Genomic DNA, 18,259 nt, shown 5'->3' on the forward strand with positions numbered 1-18,259 from the left:
GATACTTTCATGGCATTTCTCGGTTTGTGATGTTTGGCGATTGATCAGATCACTAAATGTCATGAAAGTTCAATTTTATTTTGTTATCCCTATGATTATTAATATGTATTTGTGGGGATAGGTCAGGGTCAGAGTAAACTTTATCACTTGGTGCTTGCATGCGCTCCCTGAGTAGACCCTTTACAAGCTAATGATTGGCTTTTTCTTCCCTGAATGGCGTTACCTTGTAGATGTAAGAGTTTGCCCTGCGTTTCCTTAACTGCACACACATTAACCTACTTTTATTCTTGCTTACAATAGTGAATTCAACATATCCATCACATATTTATAATAGAAATATAAAACTCTGTGTTTTGCCCTAGCTTTCTGTTCTTGTTCTGTTTTCTGTTTGGTTTATGGAGCTGTTTACCGCAGCGCAGCCTGCTTATTTCTGCTTTTAAGTCACTATGAATTGTGTAGGAATAAAATGTCTAGATATTGTCTAGAGAAGAGCTGGGAAGTCCGCTCACATTTATTACTGCCGCGCTTGGACATAGCAAAAGATGTGGCTGTCCTATCTTTTTTTATAACCCTGGCTGTCTTGGTTATATGGGGGTTCGCCAGGCTTCGCCCCCTTTTTGGTTTTAAATTACTTATGCTTAGTTAGTTTTTTCTGTAAAATGTCTTCAATCCAATCAACACAGAATTTTTCTATTCTCCAATCTTCTTGGGAGGCAATATTTCTATATGTTTTATTCGATAGTAATTCAACGCGCTCTTCTCTATGCCTCTTTTCCAATATAGGTGATATATTTTTCCAGCAATTAAACGAGTGTTTGAAAAAGTAATAAGCAGCCTCTTTCTTATTGAGATCTGATAATGATTCTGCTATCCAAAGTGATGCGTACCCAAGGTTTAGTAAATTGTCAGAAATGTTGCGTGTAAATAAATAGAAGAATGATTTGTAGTAGCAAATTAAAGATTTATCAATTTCCCCTTGGAAATATAAACACTTACCAACATTACCTAAAGTTGCGTGCTCTCCCGTCTCTGGTAGCTCTGTTATGCAAGTCAGAGAATCTAAAGAGGAATTTTTTATGAAGTAATCTAGAGATTTAGCCAGGTTACTGGTTTCTCTTGTGTCTCGTTGCGCTAACGCTAAAGTGTACTTTATACTGTAAGGCTCTGGTAACTCTGCTCTATCTAACAAGTAAAGTGCTTCTTCACAAGTATTTATAGCACTGTCATAATCTCTTTTAAACCAAAAGTAATATGATCTAGTGTCACATAAACGAATATAATTATCTTCTTTTTGTTCAATTAATTTACCATAGTTTTCTATTAGTGAATCTGTGAACTCATTGTTTCCGAATTGAGTGGAAGCTTTTGCAGTATCATGAATTAAATCCTCAATCCCACTCAGTTTAGATAACGAGTTTTTATTCCAGTTTATAGCTGTAAATAAAATAGAGGTAACCCTTAAAAACTCCTCGACATATCCAGCTGAGCACATGGAATCTTGTACGTCTAATAGCGTACTAACAGCGCTTTGATAATCCTTGGCATTAACGGAAAGTTCAGCTTTATTTATGAAGTTAGAAAACTCTTGGTAGCTTAAATTAGACCCCATTTTCTCTTTCAATATTACAACCCATTTGTCATAATATTTCACAAGGTAATGAATATATTTGCTTCGTTCAGTTGGCGGATAGCTTGTGATAACGTACTCTTTAACTAATGGGTGTAATTCGATATACTTACTATCTCTTTTCTCTACAATTAAATTAAAACCTCTGAGTGACTTCAGTGCTCTTTGGAAGTTTTTGTAATTGAGTTCATCTCTTAATATTTCACTATAATCGTCTTCTGTTTCAGCTACAACAGACTCTGCTAACGTTCTTAATACTTGCTTGTCTCTTGTGTGTAGGGATTCCCAAACACTACTCAGAACATTTTTTGATAATATCGAAGTGTCATTTTTATCAATTGATATACCTGTACCAATTCTACTTAGGAATTCATTAAGAGCTTTTTCACCTTTTCTTGACTGTGCTAAAATTAAACTTAGCCATAAAGCATGTCCATTTGTTAGTTTGTGCGATCTTTTTGCGTATTCTATTAGTTTGTTTTTAGATATACCAAACATTTTTCCATTTAAAAAGTAATCAACTGTATTCGCTTCAGTAAAACCAGTTAGGTTGAGCTGCATAAATCTAGGCTTAGCATATTGTATGAATGGGCGGCAGGTAAAAATAAATTTTGAACTATGTTCGGCCGTCATTGCTATATTGAATAATTCTCCTACTCCATTTACAGGTTCGAAATTTTCTAGGTCAATATAACTATCTATATTATCCAATACAAATAGTGCCCTTTTATTGCCCAACTCACTAAAAAATAAATTTATTAATTCTGTATCAGAAAAATCAATTAAGTCATTAGATTTTATATTAGGAGATATGCTTTTTATCATCGATATTATTTTATGTTGAAATTTATGCTCTTGCTCTTTGAAGTCTTTCCATTCAGATATGGGGTAGCTTTTTTCATTTTGAAGATAATATGATGCTAGTGCAGATTTCCCACCCCCTCCGATACCTGTAATAAAAATAACTTTAAAGGTGTCAGAGTTAAGGGAGAATAGCTCTTCTTCTCTTCCAACCCAACCAGTTACAATTGGAGCTATATCACTACCGTCTATATCTTTTAGTAAAGTTGCTGCACAATCGATTTCTGTCGGATTGATTTTGTTAACCTTCTTAATTGACACCAGTTTTTCAATGTAGGTAGCTAGGTTAGAGTATCCCCCTATATTTATACATTCTAATGACTTTATTTTTATATCATTTATATTTCTAATGTCTGTTTGACTATTCGATATGAAGTAATGTTTTGGTCCATAGTTATCTTGCAAGTTTTGAATTTTTTCGAAAAGCTGTGTTACATATGGATCTGTAAAAGAAAACCCAATAAATAATATCGTATGTGTTGATATTAACTTCTGTAACTGAAATGTAGAAAACCGTTCAGTATTATATAGTGTTTTGTATTGTTCGGAAAAAATAACGCAATGATCAATACTACTTATATCACCGTGGATCTTTAATAAGAATTCATCTTCATTATCTATTTTACTAAGGTTGTAATTGCTTTTTTGAGTTATTATATTTGAGATTTCAGTGTTTTGCTCTATTAATGTGTCAAAGTTTGTAGTCACAATCTTACTAGTTAGCAAGCCTATGTTTTTGTGTAAGTCACTAACATGTTTTTTATTTAATTTTTCTTCAAATACTTTATATATTATTTTCTTGTTTTCCGATATCTTGTCTAAGACATCTAAAGGAGACATAATTTCTGAATTCATAGCTTCTAATAGCGGTTTTGACTTTTCGATATATTTTTCATTTTCGATTAATAAGTCAGTTACTATACTAGACCAGCTAGGAAAGCCGCTATTTACAGAAAGGCCCGCACCTGCAAAAATCAGTAACTTTTTGTTGTTTATAGAGTCGACTAGTTCTACTGGGATTTTTGTGTTCATGAACTATCCTAATTCATAGTAATTAATTTGATTGCAAGTTTAATTACTGTTTAAAGTGAGCATTAATGGTGCCACCCATTGTTAAATCTAACTGATTGGGTGTTTTTGGGGAAAGGCTTTCGGTGCAAAGAGAAAAAAATCAGGGGAAGTTTGATATGAATCAATTGCTTGCGCTGTGAGTGGCGTGCAAGCTTATCTTCATCCCTGAATGCTTTATTTCTAGTGAGTGCGTTTCCCTAACTGCACACACACTAACCTACTTTTAATGTGGAATTCAATAGCTCCATCACATATTTATAATAGAAATATAAAACTCTGTGTTTTGCCCTAGCTTTCTGTTCTTGTTCTGTTTTCTGTTTGGTTTACTACAAAGGGGTCGGAGCGAATCAAGGTCTATTCGAAATTATGAACCTATTACAATGATGCCAACTAACATGAAAAATCTTCTTTTGAATAGCTCAGTGCAGATGCAGATGCAGATGCAGATGCGGCTGTGACCGTCCGTGACAGGGATGTCACGGCCGAGGCTATAGGGATATATTCACGCCGTGTCACAGAAGTAACTGCACATAAGCCCACTGCAGGTGATAGATAACAATGAAGCTATGCTGTACAGCAAGCTTTCAAGTCCCATTTATCCAAAATGAAGACACAAAAAAGCCACCCGTTAAAAAGAGTGGCTTCATGGTACAAGCTAGCTAGGCTTGATAACCTAGGATTCAGAACCTAGCAAACTACCTGTAAACTACCAGCAGAAAGAGCAATAAAACGGTCTACTTAACCGTTTTAACCCCCTCTGGTGTACCCACTAACAAGATATCAGCACCGCGGTTAGCGAACAAACCGTTAGTCACTACGCCGACGATTTGATTGATCTGCTCTTCGAGCTCTTTGGGCTGCATGATCTTCATGTTGTACACATCTAAGATGATGTTGCCGTTGTCGGTCACACAACCTTCGCGGTAAACCGGATCGCCGCCTAGCTTGACCAGTTGGCGTGCCACGTATGAGCGAGCCATAGGGATCACTTCTACTGGCAGTGGAAACTCGCCTAGAACATCGACCTGCTTAGTGTTATCTACGATACAGATAAACTTGTCGGCTACGGCTGCGATGATCTTCTCACGGGTCAGAGCGGCGCCGCCGCCCTTGATCATGTCCATGCGTTTGTTGATCTCATCGGCACCATCTACATACACAGAAAGCTCATTGACAGAATTGAGGTCGTAGACCGGAATACCCAGTGCTTTCATCTTTTCGGTTGACGCTGCAGAGCTAGAAACAGCCCCTTCTATATCGGCCTTCATGGTCGCGAGAGCATCAATAAAGTGATTAACGGTAGAGCCAGTGCCGACGCCAACAATAGTATCTTTTTCAACGTATTGTAGCGCAGCCCAACCAGCGGCTTTCTTCATCTCATCTTGTGTCATGGTCGTGTCCTGTAAGGAGTTTTAAAAATTCTGCCACCATTATACCCGAGCCAGTTCAAAATACTCTACTTGCTGAATACTTGAATGTGAGCGCTAATCCTGAACGCTAGGTTGCTTAAGTGTTTTACTTTGTTTCACCTATTGTGTGTGAGGTTAAATGTTTGTAGGATTTAAGCTGTCTTAAGTAGTCATACCGGCCTAGTAATGAAAACACTAATGAGCCGGTTAGAAGATAGGGATACAGATGAAAAAATTTGCAGTAAGTTTAGTGTTGGCTGGCATGTTAACCGCATGTGGCGGTGGTTCAGATGATTCGGGTTCGACGACACCGCCACCTACACCACCTGTGACTCCCGCTCCTGAGTTAGCGCAAGATTATTGTTATACCATGAGCACTAGCATGGGGGATATTACCTTGGCTATCGATGCCACTAATACTCCTATCACGGGGGAGAACTTCAAGCAGTATGTGGATACTGGCTTCTATGATGGCTTGATCTTTCATCGTGTAGTGCGTCAATTTGTCGTGCAAGGTGGTGGGTTTACACCGGATCTGGTTCAAAAAGAGACACGAGATCCAATCGAGAATGAAGCGAGTGTCGGGATCAGTAACTTGCGCGGCACTATCGCCATGGCGAGAACCAGTGCGCCTAATTCGGCCACATCACAGTTTTATATCAATACCATAGACAATGTTAATTTAGATCAAGAACACGCTTTAGATGGTGTGGGTTATGCGGTATTTGGTAAGGTGATTGATGGAATTGAGATCGTCGACCAGATTGATATTGTCGATACCAATAACGATGTCCCAGTGGAAGTTATTGTTATCAATAGTATTTCTGAAATGACTTGCCCTGCCACATAGATTGTTTCCCATCATGAAAAGTCCTGTTTACACAGGACTTTTTTTATCATTGCAGCCTGCAGCTGTGTTCATATCACTGCTGAGCGTACCGTTTACTTAGCACTTTTTGATCCCGGCCATCAGCATGCCGGAAAGACCTAGGTTCGAGTTTACCGCTTACTGTTTTAATAGCTTGGCGCACAGTTTCACGAAATCTGCAGAGGTGACTATGCCTTTTACCCTGCCTTGATTGTCGATGACGGGTAAGCAGCCTATTTTATTATTGATGAAGTATTCCACCACGATCGCTAAAGGCTCATCGGAAGTCAGGTGCTGATATTCTTTGTCCATAATGCTTGCCACCGTTTTTGCCCGCTCTCGTCTGTCTAAGGCTCCGCTGCCGTATTTGTTGACCAGCGCCATCACAGTGGCAAGCATCTTCTTATGGGTAAGAATACCGACTAGGCGCGAGTCTAGCTCGGAGATCACCGGAAGGTGACGAACATTACGCGATGTCATCAAGGCGTGCGCATCTTTTAGGCTGGCTTGATCGCTGACACACACCACTTGAGTCGTCATTATCTCTTGTACATTCATCCACATCTCCTTATGTCTGACCCAAAAGTGAGCCGCTCAGTCACGCTTGCTTAATGGTATCACGGATAATATACCCCAATTTAAGTGCTCTTTTTAAGTGCTATTTTAAGCTCTTTTTTAAGTGATCCGCCGCCGATCCAGTCAATATAGACATTGTGTAGCATGAATGTAATAGTAGTGTTGCGTGATACTTGTTAGACCTCTTACCACTTGTGTTTATAAGGATAATAATAATGAAACGGAGATTTACTCGTCGGGATTTTTTGGAAATGTCGGCTAAAGGTGTGGGCGCGGCAGTGGTGTCATATGGCTTGATGGGCTGTAGTGACAGTAACGATGACAGTAGCAGTGAGCTTGCTGTTAAGGCTGAGTTTTTACACGGTGTCGCCAGCGGTGATCCTAGTCATGATGCCATCATCTTGTGGACCCGTGTGACCCCAGAAGTCGAAGGGGAACTCACGGTTGCTTGGGAGCTTGCCACGGACAGCGATTTCGATAATCTGGTGACCACAGGTGAAACCACCACCAGTGCCGAGCGAGATTACACCATTAAAGTCGATGCAACCGGACTGGACGCCGGGACTCAATATTTCTACCGTTTCAAGCAGGGGGAACAGGTCTCAGAAGTGGGCAAGGCGATCACCTTGCCTCAAGGGGCGATAGAACAAGTTAAATTGGCGGTTCTGTCTTGTGCCAACTTTCCCGCGGGACACTTCAATGTGTATGCGTTAGCGGCTCAACAAGAGGGGCTAGATGCAGTAATCCATCTGGGGGATTATATTTATGAATATGCTCGCGGCGAGTATGCCAGCGAGCATGCCGCCGACATGGACCGTGAGGTTTTACCTGCAGGGGAACTCTTCACCTTAGGTGATTATCGTAGCCGTTATGCGCAATATCGCACCGATACCAGCCTGACTGACTTACATGCCAAGGTGCCTTTTATTACGGTATGGGACGATCACGAAGTGGCTAACGATGCCTGGCGGGATGGCGCCGAGAATCACAATGAGGAAGAAGGTGATTTCGATGCCAGAAAGCAGGGCGCCCTGCAAGCCTATTTTGAGTGGTTACCCATACGCCCCTGGCGTGAAGGCAATCATGAGGAGATATACCGTTCCTTCAGTTTTGGTGATCTGGTCGATCTTCACATGCTAGATACGCGAGTCTTAGCCCGTGATAAGCCCTTAGATTATGCCGATTATATCGATCCTGTGACTAAAGCCATGGACAGTCAGAAATTTATGGCGGCAGTGACCGGGACTGAGCGAACCTTACTGGGCAGTGAGCAGCTGCAATGGTTGCAATCTAGCCTGCTGACAGCGACCGGAAAGTGGCAAGTGCTGGGGCAGCAAGTCTTGATGGGCAGTATGTTGCTACCGGCAGCGATAGCCATGCAGCAGCTGAGCGTGACAGAGTTTGGCGAGTTGGCGGCACTGGCGCAAATTGCCGCCCGTTGGGAGGCGAAAGATCCGACGGTTACCACATTTGAATATACCTTTCTTATCGAAAACCAGCACCGACTTACCCCCGAGGCCATGGCTTTACTACAGATGCCCTCAGTCCCCTATAACTTAGATGCTTGGGATGGCTACGCCTATGAGCGGGAGGTGGTTTTGGCCACGGCTAAGTCTATGGGTTGTAATCTGGTGGTACTGGCGGGAGATACCCATAATGCTTGGGCAAATGAGTTAATAGACAGTCATGGTGACCGTGTGGGGGTGGAGTTTGCCACCAGCTCGGTATCTTCTCCCGGACTAGAGTATTACCTGGGGATCCCGCAGGAGCAGCAGGTGCAAACCGAAGCTGGAATTCTGGACATGGTAGAGGGTCTCAAGTATACCAATTTAAGAGACAGAGGCTTTATGGTGCTCACCTTCACCGCCGAGCAGGTACGCAGTGATTGGCATTATGTCGATACCATACTTTCTACAGATTTCAGCGAAGATATGAGCAAACAGCAAGCGTGTGTTTGCCAGGTGGGGACGGCGCAAGTGGTGAATGTCAGTAGGGGTTAGCTTGTAAGCCAGAACTTGACGGTAAACCATGAGCCGCATCTAATTAAGGTGTGGCTTATTTTTTTGATTGTTCTGTTTCGATACACTATTTTCAATAGCACTTTTTCAATAGCACTGTCCGATAGTATGCTGCTTTCACCCCCCTGCTTTACTCTCCGAGTTAGCCATTAATTTGAGGCGATAAATCAAATAAATGCGATTAGGGTCTAAGTTTTTATTTTAAATGAGGCAACAAATCTCATTTTAGTATAAAATTCGGCCCCAAAATCTGGTAGATGCCTACACTTTAACCTGTGGTTATTCACTGGCATAAAATAGCGCATATTCCGTCTTTGGAATGAGCGTTTTACCTACCAAGTTGACCTAAATAAATAACAAGATGGGGATGGTCGAATGTCAGATAAACACTTTATTACCGCACAGGAATTGCTGGAAGATTCATTTCGCCTGGCGGCGCAGGTTTATGAGAGCGGTTTTCGTCCACAATTTATCGTCGGGATCTGGCGTGGTGGTGCACCGATAGGGATCGCGGTGCAGGAATATTTCGATTTTAAAGAGGTAGAAACCGATCATATTGCGGTTCGTACTTCTTCTTATTACGGGATCGGCACCGACAAGCAGAACAAGAAAATTAAGGTTCATGGGCTGCACTATATCGTCGAGAATGCCAATGCCGATGATGGTTTGTTGATCGTCGATGATGTGTTCGATTCTGGCCGCAGCATACACGCACTCATGGATAAGCTCAGCGAGTTGATGCGTTTGAATATGCCAAAAGATGTGCGTATCGCCTGTCCTTACTATAAGCCCAAGAATACTTCGGTACCGTTAAAGCCTGATTATTACATTCATGAGTCGGAAGAATGGTTAGTCTTTCCCCATGAAGTCTCTGGTTTATCGCCCGAGGAGATCCTCGAAGGCAAGAGCGATCTGGTCAACATTAAACAGCTGTTCGTTTAAGCTAGGCTAAATCCGCTGGTCAATAAAAAACCAGTGCATAGCGATATGCACTGGTTTTTTGTTTTCATCGCTGGGAAGCTATAGCTTATCTATCTGTTCACCGAGTTGATATGACTTGTCAGTGACTATGGTTTCGAGTGTCGCGACGCGCTCTTGTAGTTTGATGAGCTCTGACTTAAGCCCATCCACTTCAATGTTATCGAAGCTGTTTTTTCTCTGCTTGTATTCTTTAAAGGCCTTCACACCGAATACGGCAATGATGGCGACAGTGATGACTTCAAATGGTCCCATATTTCTAATTCCCTCTAGGCTTTCTTTGCAACTCTGCTTGAGCTTATTCTAATTGTTGGTATTGGTTGATTGTTAATCATGATATAAGCATTTATAAAGCAATATCTACGCCATTAATAAACACCCTAGCTTATCAATTGCTTAATGTATTTTCATCGGGGTAAAATATCAAGTATTAGCACTTATTACTAAATATTAATCATATAAACCAGCTTGTCGTGACCTAGTTACCCGCACGCTCACCAGATAGCCCTTAGCGCAGCAGGCGCTCCTTGATGGCGACACACTGCAACTCACTCTGGTGTGTTTGTAATAAGGCTTTGCGAGTAGTAGCCGAGAGTCCATGCTGGCTGTCTATGGTCTTTTCGAGCATGGCAATGCCAGCATGATCGCACCGAGTCGGGATCAAGTATCGGCCATAAGGTTGCATGAAACGGTCACTCTTTTGCTGGTCTACTTGAGTCAGCGACTCGAGTCTCTGCTCTGAGCTGGCTAGGCTCAATCTCTGTTGCTCTCTTGGATACAGATGGGCCATGGCGATATTGAGGGTTGAAAATGGCAGCTCAGTGCCATGGTGAATTTGACTCAGCCAGTAGCGTTTAATGCCGGCTTCGGGTCTGGATACCTGGGCCGCGATGGCTGAGGCCTGTCCTCGCAGGCTCAGATCTGTAGCTAGCTCTCGGTCTATCAGGGAGCGGCTGCCTAAATAATCATAACGATTGAGCTGGATGATGATGTTCCAGCGCATCTGTTGATCTATTTTCAAGCCCTTGATACTGGAGTGGCCTGCCAATAATGTCGCTAGGTGAGTCAAGGCATCCGTGCTGCGTGAAAATTGAATATATGCATCAAACCAGAGGCGTTGAATGTCGGCGCTTTCACCGTTGGCCATGGCCTTTCTCAGGCTCATCTGCTCTAAGCCTTTCAGTGCCATCTGAATATAACTAGCGTGACTTGGCAGTATCTGCTCAAGGTGGGATTTACTCTGCCCCAGATTAGTCAGCACCTGTGCCAGGATGGCTGCTTCCTTCTCCTTGGGGAGATTAATGAAGGCCATGCCCAGGTAATCATTTAAGGGCAGGACACCGTCAGATACGCTCTCCCACAGGCTCTGCCATAACATGGAACGCAACTGAGGCTCATTGACCATATTGAGATGTTGTTTCACCGTCTCCAGCGAGCGGCTATCTAGGCGTACTTTCACGTAGCCTGAATCGAGATAGTTCGGATAGACAAGGTCTGGGCATCGAGTGCCAATTAACTGCCTAACTGGTGTCCTCTCTCCCTCGTAGGTTAGCGACATTGAGCGGACCCTGTGGAGCTCGTTTCTCCCCTTAGTGAACAGGGCCAAGGTAATGTTCTGCTGCCTCAGGGTCGGGTTCAGCTCAGAGGCTGGAGATTGTAGCAGGGCAAATTCACTGATGCGGTTATTGTGACAGACGAACTCAGCCCTTAGGGTATTCACCCCAGGAGTGAGCAGCCAATCTTGCTGCCATTGGAGCAGATCGACTCGGGTGTGGAGACTTAGGCTGGCGAAAAAGTCGCTTGGGCTGACGCTTAGGTAGGCAAATGTTTCCAGGTAGCTTTTCAGGCCTAGTCTAAAATCTGACTCGCCGAGCAATTGTTCGAGTCCCACTAGACTCGCCTCTCCCTTAAAGATGCCGACCGAAGGCTGTATCGCACCATAGGCATGATTGGCGAAGAGGGCATCATCCCTATAAGCTCTGGATTTAATCGGATCATAGAAGGACTTAGATGCTTGGGGGTCATCACCAAGTTGAGCCAAGGTCTTGTTGGTTATCTGGGAGCGTAAACTCATAGGCAGCCAGCTTTGATCCCACCAGTTCATGGTTGTGAGCGCGCCAAACCATTGGCTGGAGAGGCCGGTCATGCTGGTTATTGCGATATTTTTTTGTTGCTCTTGCGGTGAAATACTTGAAAAGAGAGCGATATTCTCATCTATGCGAGTAACCGCTGCGCTGGCTATCGAGTCCTTGTTGGTCTGAGTCGGGCTCAGCAGCACATCGAACTTGTTGAACGGGTAGTCGGCGTGTAAGTACTCCTCCATAAAAGCTAGCCCTTTAGCCATATCTTCAAACCAGAGTCGAGGCGAGATCTCATGCGCGATAGCTTGCCTGGCAAACAAGCGAATGGGGTATCTTGATTGAGTGCTGTCGTCTTGCCACACGCGGTAGGGGCCGGCGTGCAGGGAAAACATATGCGGGCTTAATCTTGGGCTAGTGGGGAATTGCCATTGGCTTGACTCGGATGAGTCTATGATTTCCTGCTCCTTGACTGAGCTGATGACCAGCCAGTCTTTGGCCACGGTGACATTCAGGCTATAGCTGGCCTTTAGATTGGGTTGATCGAAGGCGGGAAACATCATGCTGGCCCCATCGGGGGAGAAGTGTGATTCGAGATAGACGTTAGCATCGGCTGGGTCCACGAAGCGCACTAAGCCCATGCCATCGTTGCCATAATTTTGTGAGTAACTGACTTCTACTGTGTTCTTACCAGACAGCAAGAGATTCGGGCTCAAGATTAAGGCCTTACCGTTATAGCTGGGGTAGATTTTGTGGCCATTAATGATAAATGATTTTATGTCGGCGCGGAGCAGGTCTAAGGAGAGCGGCGTACTGGGATCGGCGAGTTGAAACTTCACCTGTGTGGTACCACTGAAGTGCTCTGATTGTGTTAAATCTAAGTCTATTTGATAGCTGACTGCCGATACTCGGGCACGACGAGACTGGGCTAAGGCTAGCTTAGCGGCAGCAGACTCGAGTGAAACGCTATCGTGAACCTTAGGTTGACCGGTGCTGTTACATGAGATGAGCAGTAGTGAGACAAGGCAGAGCAAACAGACACGCAGTAGATTCACAGCTGGGTTCCCGGCAGTTGAGTGATGAGTGGCAACACTAACCGATTTCTTTGCCGAGTGCGATATTCTTTGCCCAGTGAGGTAAAGGCCGGCTTGATTGACGTTTTTTAGGAAGGGGACTTGGGTATAAAAATGCCAGTCATCTAGACTGGCATTGTTTTCATTATGGCAAGCTGAACGCCTAGGCTAAATTACAAGCCTAGGAATGATTTAGACTTAACCTTGCGGATCTCTTTCTCATCAGACCATTCGATAAGGCCAGTTTCGAGATCCATCAGACGCATGGTCATCTTGTAGTAAACATCTTTAGTGCTGCCTGATTGCTTAACTATGCTGGAAAGGTTGCCGTAAAGCATGTACTGGGCGCCAATTTGACGACCGAAGCTGATGGCGGTAGATGGGTCAACCATACCGGCATTGTTCTGGTAATCGAGTTGCTTACGCACGGAGTCGACCTTGGTCATATCGATAAAGCGGAACTTACCCGAGCGCAGTAACTTGTTGCTGATCGAGTCGGTGACCGATTCAGTATCGATATGCTCAGAAGTCTTGTTCTTGATCTTATCGACGAACATGATGGGGCGGTCGTTGACTGTCATCGCCACGATAGGTGGGAACGTCAGCATGCTATCGACCATCTTAGCCGTGATGGCTTGAAGATCTGCAGAACCGAAGTTTTCATTGACAGTTTCCACCTCGGTGGCGTCACCGTATTGAACTTTTGATTGACAACCAGCCAGTCCGACAGCGACAGCTAGCATAAAAATGAGTTTAAAATTTTTCATAGTGGCTTCCATTAAATGTGTATTAGATGATTATTGAATAAAAACGTGTGCGACTACCAGTGTCTATTACCCAGACTAGGGTAGTTCTACCGCTTTTTACTTCTATCTCTTGGCTCGGTGAATTATCGAGCTTGAGTGAGTAACTGCCCTTTTTAAGGTAAGTTCTCGCAATTTGTGCCTGTTGGGGCAAGGTGAGCCAGCTGCGTCTATCGGCTTGCTCCGTTATGATATTGAATAACTGCATGGCGATGGAGGCAATATCGACTTGGTTATGTTTCTTCTTGCTGCTGCTCTCTACTCTTCTGGCCATCTCAGACTTGGCATAGATTCTGGCTGCCTGCCTCACTAAGGCGGCCGGGAGATCTTCCTTGAGGGCCGTGATCGCCAGTGCATCTATATTGGCGATGGGCGCCGCGATTAAGGTCTTGCCTAAGCCGTTTATGTTACCTTTTGCAATGGGACGAGAGTTTGAAGTATAGCTGGCTAATGAGGCTGTCTGCCAGTTTCCATGGATCGTGAAGGGCACCGTTATACTTTTTTTCTCAGGCACAAAGCCACGTTCGAGCAGGATTATAACCTGGCCCTCTCCCTGCTCTTGCATCTTAGGCTTACCCCAACGACGTTCAAACTCCTCCTGCTGAGGCATGGAGAGTTGTGTCGCTAGGCGGACCAAGTCTTGTTGCAGATAGGGGTTGTCAGGGGTAATTTGCGCGGCTTTACGATAATCGATAAACGCATCGTTGGGCTCGCCTAAAATCTCATGTAACAGGCCAGTGGTGTAGTAGCTATAGGCATTTAAGAAGGAACTGGTGACTGTGCCTGCGGCCTTGCCGAGTTTATTCACTTCTGCATCTATGGTGCCGTTCGCCATGGCTTGAACCGATTGCTGTGATTTTTGATACCTGGCCTGTTCCGAGCTCTGCAGCTGATTGCTGCGTCTGACTTCTACTAAGGCGCCGTCTCGATCGCCAGTGAATAGGTAGTTGAGCGCCTGGTATTGGTGCAACATCACCCGCTCATAACCTGGCCCGCGATAGGGGATCACATTGTCGTTAATCAATAGACTGCTGGCGGTGGCACCTAGATCCGTGACACTCAAGGTAGCCTTATCATCAAAGGCTAGGTAGGCCGAAACGGCTGCTCGATAGTAAGTTTTACTCGCCTCAAAATCACCGCTTATCTGAGTGACTCGTCCGGCCTCCTGGGCATAGAGTAGGCCATCTGCGCCTGAGATATTCGACGCCACATCTTGAACCCCTTTCATCGGGGTATCTGTGTTGAGTTGGGCTTTTACCGGGGCAATTTGCGACGGATAATTGATAAAAATGCTGTTAAATGCACAACCAGACAGGCTGAGGCTCAACAGAGGGATTAATAGCCAATGTTTCATGGTGATCTTCATGGTACGTGTCATCGTACGGCCTCATTGAGGCTATTACTGGCTTTCATCGCGCTCCTTTCATGAACCTTCAATCTTTAGCTCTCATATTTAATAGTGAGGTGGCGGGCCCTCATCTGACTGACTCACTATGTCACTCGGTTCTGCGGTTTGTAATTTACTGACTAAGAGTCGTATTGCTTGCTGCTGATCAGACATCAGATCATTTAACTTGATCACTTGCTGATTGAGATCTTCTATGGTGGCATCCTGAAATGCCAGTTTCATCTCAAGATCTTCGACTCTCTGTTCTAATTGTTCCATTTTGACCTCTAATGGACAGGTACTGGCCAAGTCTCGACTAAGCCATTGCTGCTGATGGTACGGATCTGGTTTGAATCCAGGTTAGCGACAGAGTATACAACGGCGCCCTTGATTTGGGCATGTTTGGTACGCTGAACCTGCCAACTGGCTAAAGAACGACCGGTTTTGATGTCCCAGACTCGAACTTCTCTCGCCGGGGTGCCCGTCAGGAGCAATGTATCATGGTTTGAAAATCGCGCCGCCGAAAAGTTCATTTTTCTGCGGTTGATATTCAACTGACTGATTTGTTCGCCGGTGAGATTATCCATGATCTTGGCGATGTTAGTGCTGTCACTAATAAATGACAGGCTGCCGGCGTCATTCAAGCTCACCTTGATGACTCGGTTATCGAACTGCCAGCGATGAATGGGTTGACCCGAGGTGGTGTGCCACAAGATGGCCTGCATATCGTTTGAGCCGGTTAGGGCCAGTTTGCCATCGGCGGAAAGGGTCACGCTATTCACTTTTTCTGAATGGCCGAGAAACTTAATTAAGGAAGGGGTCTTGGTGGCAGCCGACGGCATCAGCGACATGACACTGCCATCGGTGAGGCCTATGAGCAATGAACCTGAGTCGGATACTGCCACACTTTGCCCGGTCGATGGCAGTGACCACCAACCTAAAGATGAGCCATTTAAGATGCTCCATAGGGCGACTGATTTTCTGCTTAAGGAAGCGGCAAACATTTCATTGGCCGAGATGGCGACATCGAAGGCTTCATTATCAGATTCACCGTGTATCCAGGTATATTTCTGCTGTTGGGCTTCGAGATCCCAAAGCTGGATCCCGCTATTGGCCGTGCTAATCAGGACGAGTTGTCCACTCTGCGACAGGCTGGCATCATAGCTAGGCTCTGTGAGCAATGCCTGTGTGTCTAAGGCATCAGGCTGACAAGCTGAAATAGCGAGAGTGCAAAAAACAATCGAAAAGATTTTTTTCATGAACTTCTCCTTATTGCTGTTGTCTCTAGCTCAAGTGAAATTGCATTTACATCGTTTGATTAAACATAAGTAATGTAATTGGAATAACGTATTTAACTAGTATAAAGTGGATCGCCTTATAAGATAAGGTTATTGTCCCGACTAGAAGATCCTGAGGAAGCTTTTTAATGAAATCTATTTATAAATTATCACTGGTTGCTTTGGCCGTTATCGGTCTGTCAGCTTGTAATCAAGCGCCAAAAACAACTGAAGCAGCAGCCGTTGAATTGAAGACACAAGCACAGAAAGAAGCTTACAGTGTTGGTGCATCTATTGGTAAATACATGTCTGGCCATATCAAGGAGCAAGAAGAGCTTGGTATGCCAGTCGATCGTGACCTTATTGTTGCAGGTTTTAGTAGCGGTCTTAATGATCAGCTTAAGCTGACAGAAGAAGAGATGCAGACAGTTCTTCAGGGGCTCGATGAGAGATTAAATGAGAAGCGTGAATCTCAAGCGACACTTCTTGCTGAGAAATCTTTGGTCGATAGCGCTGCATTCTTAGAGACTAATAAGGCTAAAGAAGGCGTAGTCACCACAGAATCTGGTCTTCAATATGAAGTAATGACCCCTGGTACGGGTGACAAGCCTACGGCCGAAGACATGGTCGAAGTTCATTATGTCGGTACGCTTACCGATGGCACTGAGTTCGATAGCTCGGTCGCTCGCGGCGAGCCGGCTAAGTTCCCGCTAAACCGTGTTATCACAGGTTGGACCGAAGGTCTGCAGCTTATGCCTGTTGGCGCTAAGTACAAGTTTGTTATTCCGGCTGAGCTCGCTTACGGCGAACGTGATACTGGGACTATCCCGGCTAACTCAACCTTGATATTCGAGGTCGAGCTACTCTCTATCGAGAAGGCGAGTGAACCGACAGCCGAAGTTGCTGGCGATGATCATGGTCACGCTCACTAGTTTTCGCTTGTTTGCACACTAACGCAATTGACCAAGAGGGACGCTTAGGCGTCCTTTTTATTGGCTGATGTTTAGAGTTATAGATTTAGTGAAAGGAGGTCGCACATAGGGACTCGCTTTAGGGTAAAATGACCAAGAGATAGGGTTAATTTGTTGAGTAATAGGTTTTAGTATGGAATATGAGTTTCGGCGTAATACCATGACAGGCACTGTGATTGCGAATTTTAGTATGGATCATGAGGTGTTAGGTTTCTGGTTCGTCGAGGAGCTGGGTGAGTGCAAAGATAAGTTTAATGAACTCAAGCTGATCATCGAACAGTTACAAGTGGGTTCACTTATCGAAAGGCGCTGGCTCGGTAAGGCATTATCACTGGAGCTGGACAGTGAGCAGGTCAGAGTGTTTGCCAACGAATTAGACGATGGGTTAGATCATGAGTTTGAAGATGACATGTCACTCTATAACGGTGAATCTGAGGCTTTTTGTGGTTTAGAAGATTTCCAGTCGGCATTATTGAGCTGGCGAGAGTTTCTCGATGAGACTCGTTAGAGGCTGTGCCTTCAAATAGAGTCACCCATTAAAAAGGCAGCCATTGGCTGCCTTTCTCATTAAAATTGGATCACAGCTTAAACGCTACTGTTTCAGATACCGCACCGCCATCTCGGTTCTCGATTTGGCATTGGCCTTTCTCAGTAAGTTCTTCACGTGAACCTTGACCGTGCCTTCGCTGATATGCAATTGCTCCGAGATGGTACGATTACTCTTTCCCTGGGCCACGAGTTGTAAGATCTGTAACTCTCTTGGGGTCAGGTTATCGATCCAGTCCTGCTCATCGGGTGCATCTTTAAGTTCATAGAGGTAGTCCTCCACCGACTCGCTGATCACTCTATGCCCCTGCATGGCTTGCTTGAGTTTCTCTAATAGCAGGTCGGGCTCGGTATCTTTCAATAAATAACCATCGGCACCGGCTCTAACCAAGCGAAGGACATCCTGTTTGGCATCGGAAACCGTGAGAATAACGATGCGCGAGGTGACCCCTTCCTGACGCAGGCCGTTTAAGGTGTCTAATCCAGTCATGCCTTTCATGTTGAGATCGAGTAGCACGATATCCGGCTCATTTTCTTCGGTAGCCGAGAGGGCATCTAATCCACTCCCAGCCTCACCAAAGAGGGTAAAATCTGAGTCAGAAGTGATTAATTGGCAAATACCGCGGCGTAACAGCGGGTGATCATCGACAACGAGCACTGAATAAGGTTTGCCCATTTTTTAAAGCGCCTCCTGCAAGGTGTTTTCTTATGCCTTG

At 44.7% G+C, this 18,259-nt stretch carries 15 protein-coding genes; 5 read left to right on the forward strand and 10 right to left on the reverse strand.

From position 1 onward, the window contains the following. Nucleotides 1-628: 628 nt before the first annotated feature. The gene (locus HRU42_RS12845) at nt 629-3,520 is read right to left on the reverse strand and encodes an SIR2 family protein (RefSeq protein WP_295031725.1); all 2,892 of its coding nucleotides are present in this window, start codon (nt 3,518-3,520) and stop codon (nt 629-631) included. A gap of 773 nt (nt 3,521-4,293) precedes the next feature. Beyond that, complete coding sequence (gene rpiA / locus HRU42_RS12850; RefSeq protein WP_295031727.1) at nt 4,294-4,950, reverse strand: ribose-5-phosphate isomerase RpiA; 657 nt, start codon at nt 4,948-4,950, stop codon at nt 4,294-4,296. A 244-nt stretch (nt 4,951-5,194) separates the two neighbouring features. Here rpiA and HRU42_RS12855 point away from each other — a divergent pair, with 244 nt between their 5' ends. Beyond that, nucleotides 5,195-5,818 (forward strand): peptidylprolyl isomerase, encoded by a 624-nt coding sequence (locus HRU42_RS12855; RefSeq protein ID WP_295031728.1) that lies wholly within the window; start codon nt 5,195-5,197, stop codon nt 5,816-5,818. A gap of 156 nt (nt 5,819-5,974) precedes the next feature. Here the strand turns inward: HRU42_RS12855 and HRU42_RS12860 are convergent, their stop codons facing one another. After that, nucleotides 5,975-6,394 carry an HPP family protein gene (locus HRU42_RS12860; RefSeq protein ID WP_295031729.1) on the reverse strand — a complete coding sequence of 140 codons (420 nt, stop codon included), beginning with the start codon at nt 6,392-6,394 and terminating at the stop codon, nt 5,975-5,977. Nucleotides 6,395-6,627: 233 nt separating this feature from the next. Here HRU42_RS12860 and HRU42_RS12865 point away from each other — a divergent pair, with 233 nt between their 5' ends. Both HRU42_RS12865 and HRU42_RS12870 read left to right on the forward strand, forming a co-directional pair. After that, on the forward strand, nt 6,628-8,412 hold the full coding sequence (locus HRU42_RS12865) for an alkaline phosphatase (RefSeq protein ID WP_295031730.1): 1,785 nt from the start codon (nt 6,628-6,630) through the stop codon (nt 8,410-8,412). Between the two features lie 393 nt (nt 8,413-8,805). Continuing rightward, nucleotides 8,806-9,372 (forward strand): phosphoribosyltransferase, encoded by a 567-nt coding sequence (locus tag HRU42_RS12870; protein WP_295031731.1) that lies wholly within the window; start codon nt 8,806-8,808, stop codon nt 9,370-9,372. A 78-nt stretch (nt 9,373-9,450) separates the two neighbouring features. Here the strand turns inward: HRU42_RS12870 and HRU42_RS12875 are convergent, their stop codons facing one another. From HRU42_RS12875 to HRU42_RS12900, 6 genes are all read right to left on the reverse strand, one after another. After that, complete coding sequence (locus HRU42_RS12875) at nt 9,451-9,663, reverse strand: hypothetical protein (protein WP_295031732.1); 213 nt, start codon at nt 9,661-9,663, stop codon at nt 9,451-9,453. 253 nt (nt 9,664-9,916) lie between these two features. Further along, nucleotides 9,917-12,541 carry an aminopeptidase N gene (gene pepN / locus HRU42_RS12880; RefSeq protein WP_295031733.1) on the reverse strand — a complete coding sequence of 875 codons (2,625 nt, stop codon included), beginning with the start codon at nt 12,539-12,541 and terminating at the stop codon, nt 9,917-9,919. A 191-nt stretch (nt 12,542-12,732) separates the two neighbouring features. Continuing rightward, the gene (gene lpoB, locus HRU42_RS12885; RefSeq protein WP_295031734.1) at nt 12,733-13,326 is read right to left on the reverse strand and encodes a penicillin-binding protein activator LpoB; all 594 of its coding nucleotides are present in this window, start codon (nt 13,324-13,326) and stop codon (nt 12,733-12,735) included. Nucleotides 13,327-13,348: 22 nt separating this feature from the next. Then, nucleotides 13,349-14,716, reverse strand: coding sequence for a hypothetical protein (locus tag HRU42_RS12890; RefSeq protein ID WP_295031753.1), 1,368 nt, complete (start codon nt 14,714-14,716; stop codon nt 13,349-13,351). 99 nt (nt 14,717-14,815) lie between these two features. After that, nucleotides 14,816-15,028 carry a SlyX family protein gene (locus tag HRU42_RS12895; protein WP_193631370.1) on the reverse strand — a complete coding sequence of 71 codons (213 nt, stop codon included), beginning with the start codon at nt 15,026-15,028 and terminating at the stop codon, nt 14,816-14,818. An 8-nt stretch (nt 15,029-15,036) separates the two neighbouring features. Then, a complete protein-coding gene (locus HRU42_RS12900; RefSeq protein ID WP_295031735.1) occupies nt 15,037-16,008 on the reverse strand; it encodes a hypothetical protein in 972 nt (323 codons plus the stop codon). A gap of 167 nt (nt 16,009-16,175) precedes the next feature. Here HRU42_RS12900 and fkpA point away from each other — a divergent pair, with 167 nt between their 5' ends. Together fkpA and HRU42_RS12910 are read left to right on the forward strand one after the other, a co-directional pair. Beyond that, a complete protein-coding gene (gene fkpA, locus HRU42_RS12905) occupies nt 16,176-16,958 on the forward strand; it encodes an FKBP-type peptidyl-prolyl cis-trans isomerase (protein ID WP_295031736.1) in 783 nt (260 codons plus the stop codon). A gap of 172 nt (nt 16,959-17,130) precedes the next feature. Then, nucleotides 17,131-17,505 (forward strand): YacL family protein, encoded by a 375-nt coding sequence (locus tag HRU42_RS12910; protein ID WP_295031737.1) that lies wholly within the window; start codon nt 17,131-17,133, stop codon nt 17,503-17,505. Nucleotides 17,506-17,589: 84 nt separating this feature from the next. Here HRU42_RS12910 and HRU42_RS12915 read toward each other — a convergent pair whose 3' ends face one another. Continuing rightward, the gene (locus HRU42_RS12915) at nt 17,590-18,219 is read right to left on the reverse strand and encodes a response regulator (RefSeq protein ID WP_295031738.1); all 630 of its coding nucleotides are present in this window, start codon (nt 18,217-18,219) and stop codon (nt 17,590-17,592) included. Between the last annotated feature and the right edge of the window lie 40 nt (nt 18,220-18,259).

Origin of the sequence: Shewanella sp. (assembly GCF_013214165.1) — a bacterium.
Classification (GTDB): Bacteria; Pseudomonadota; Gammaproteobacteria; order Enterobacterales; family Shewanellaceae; genus Shewanella.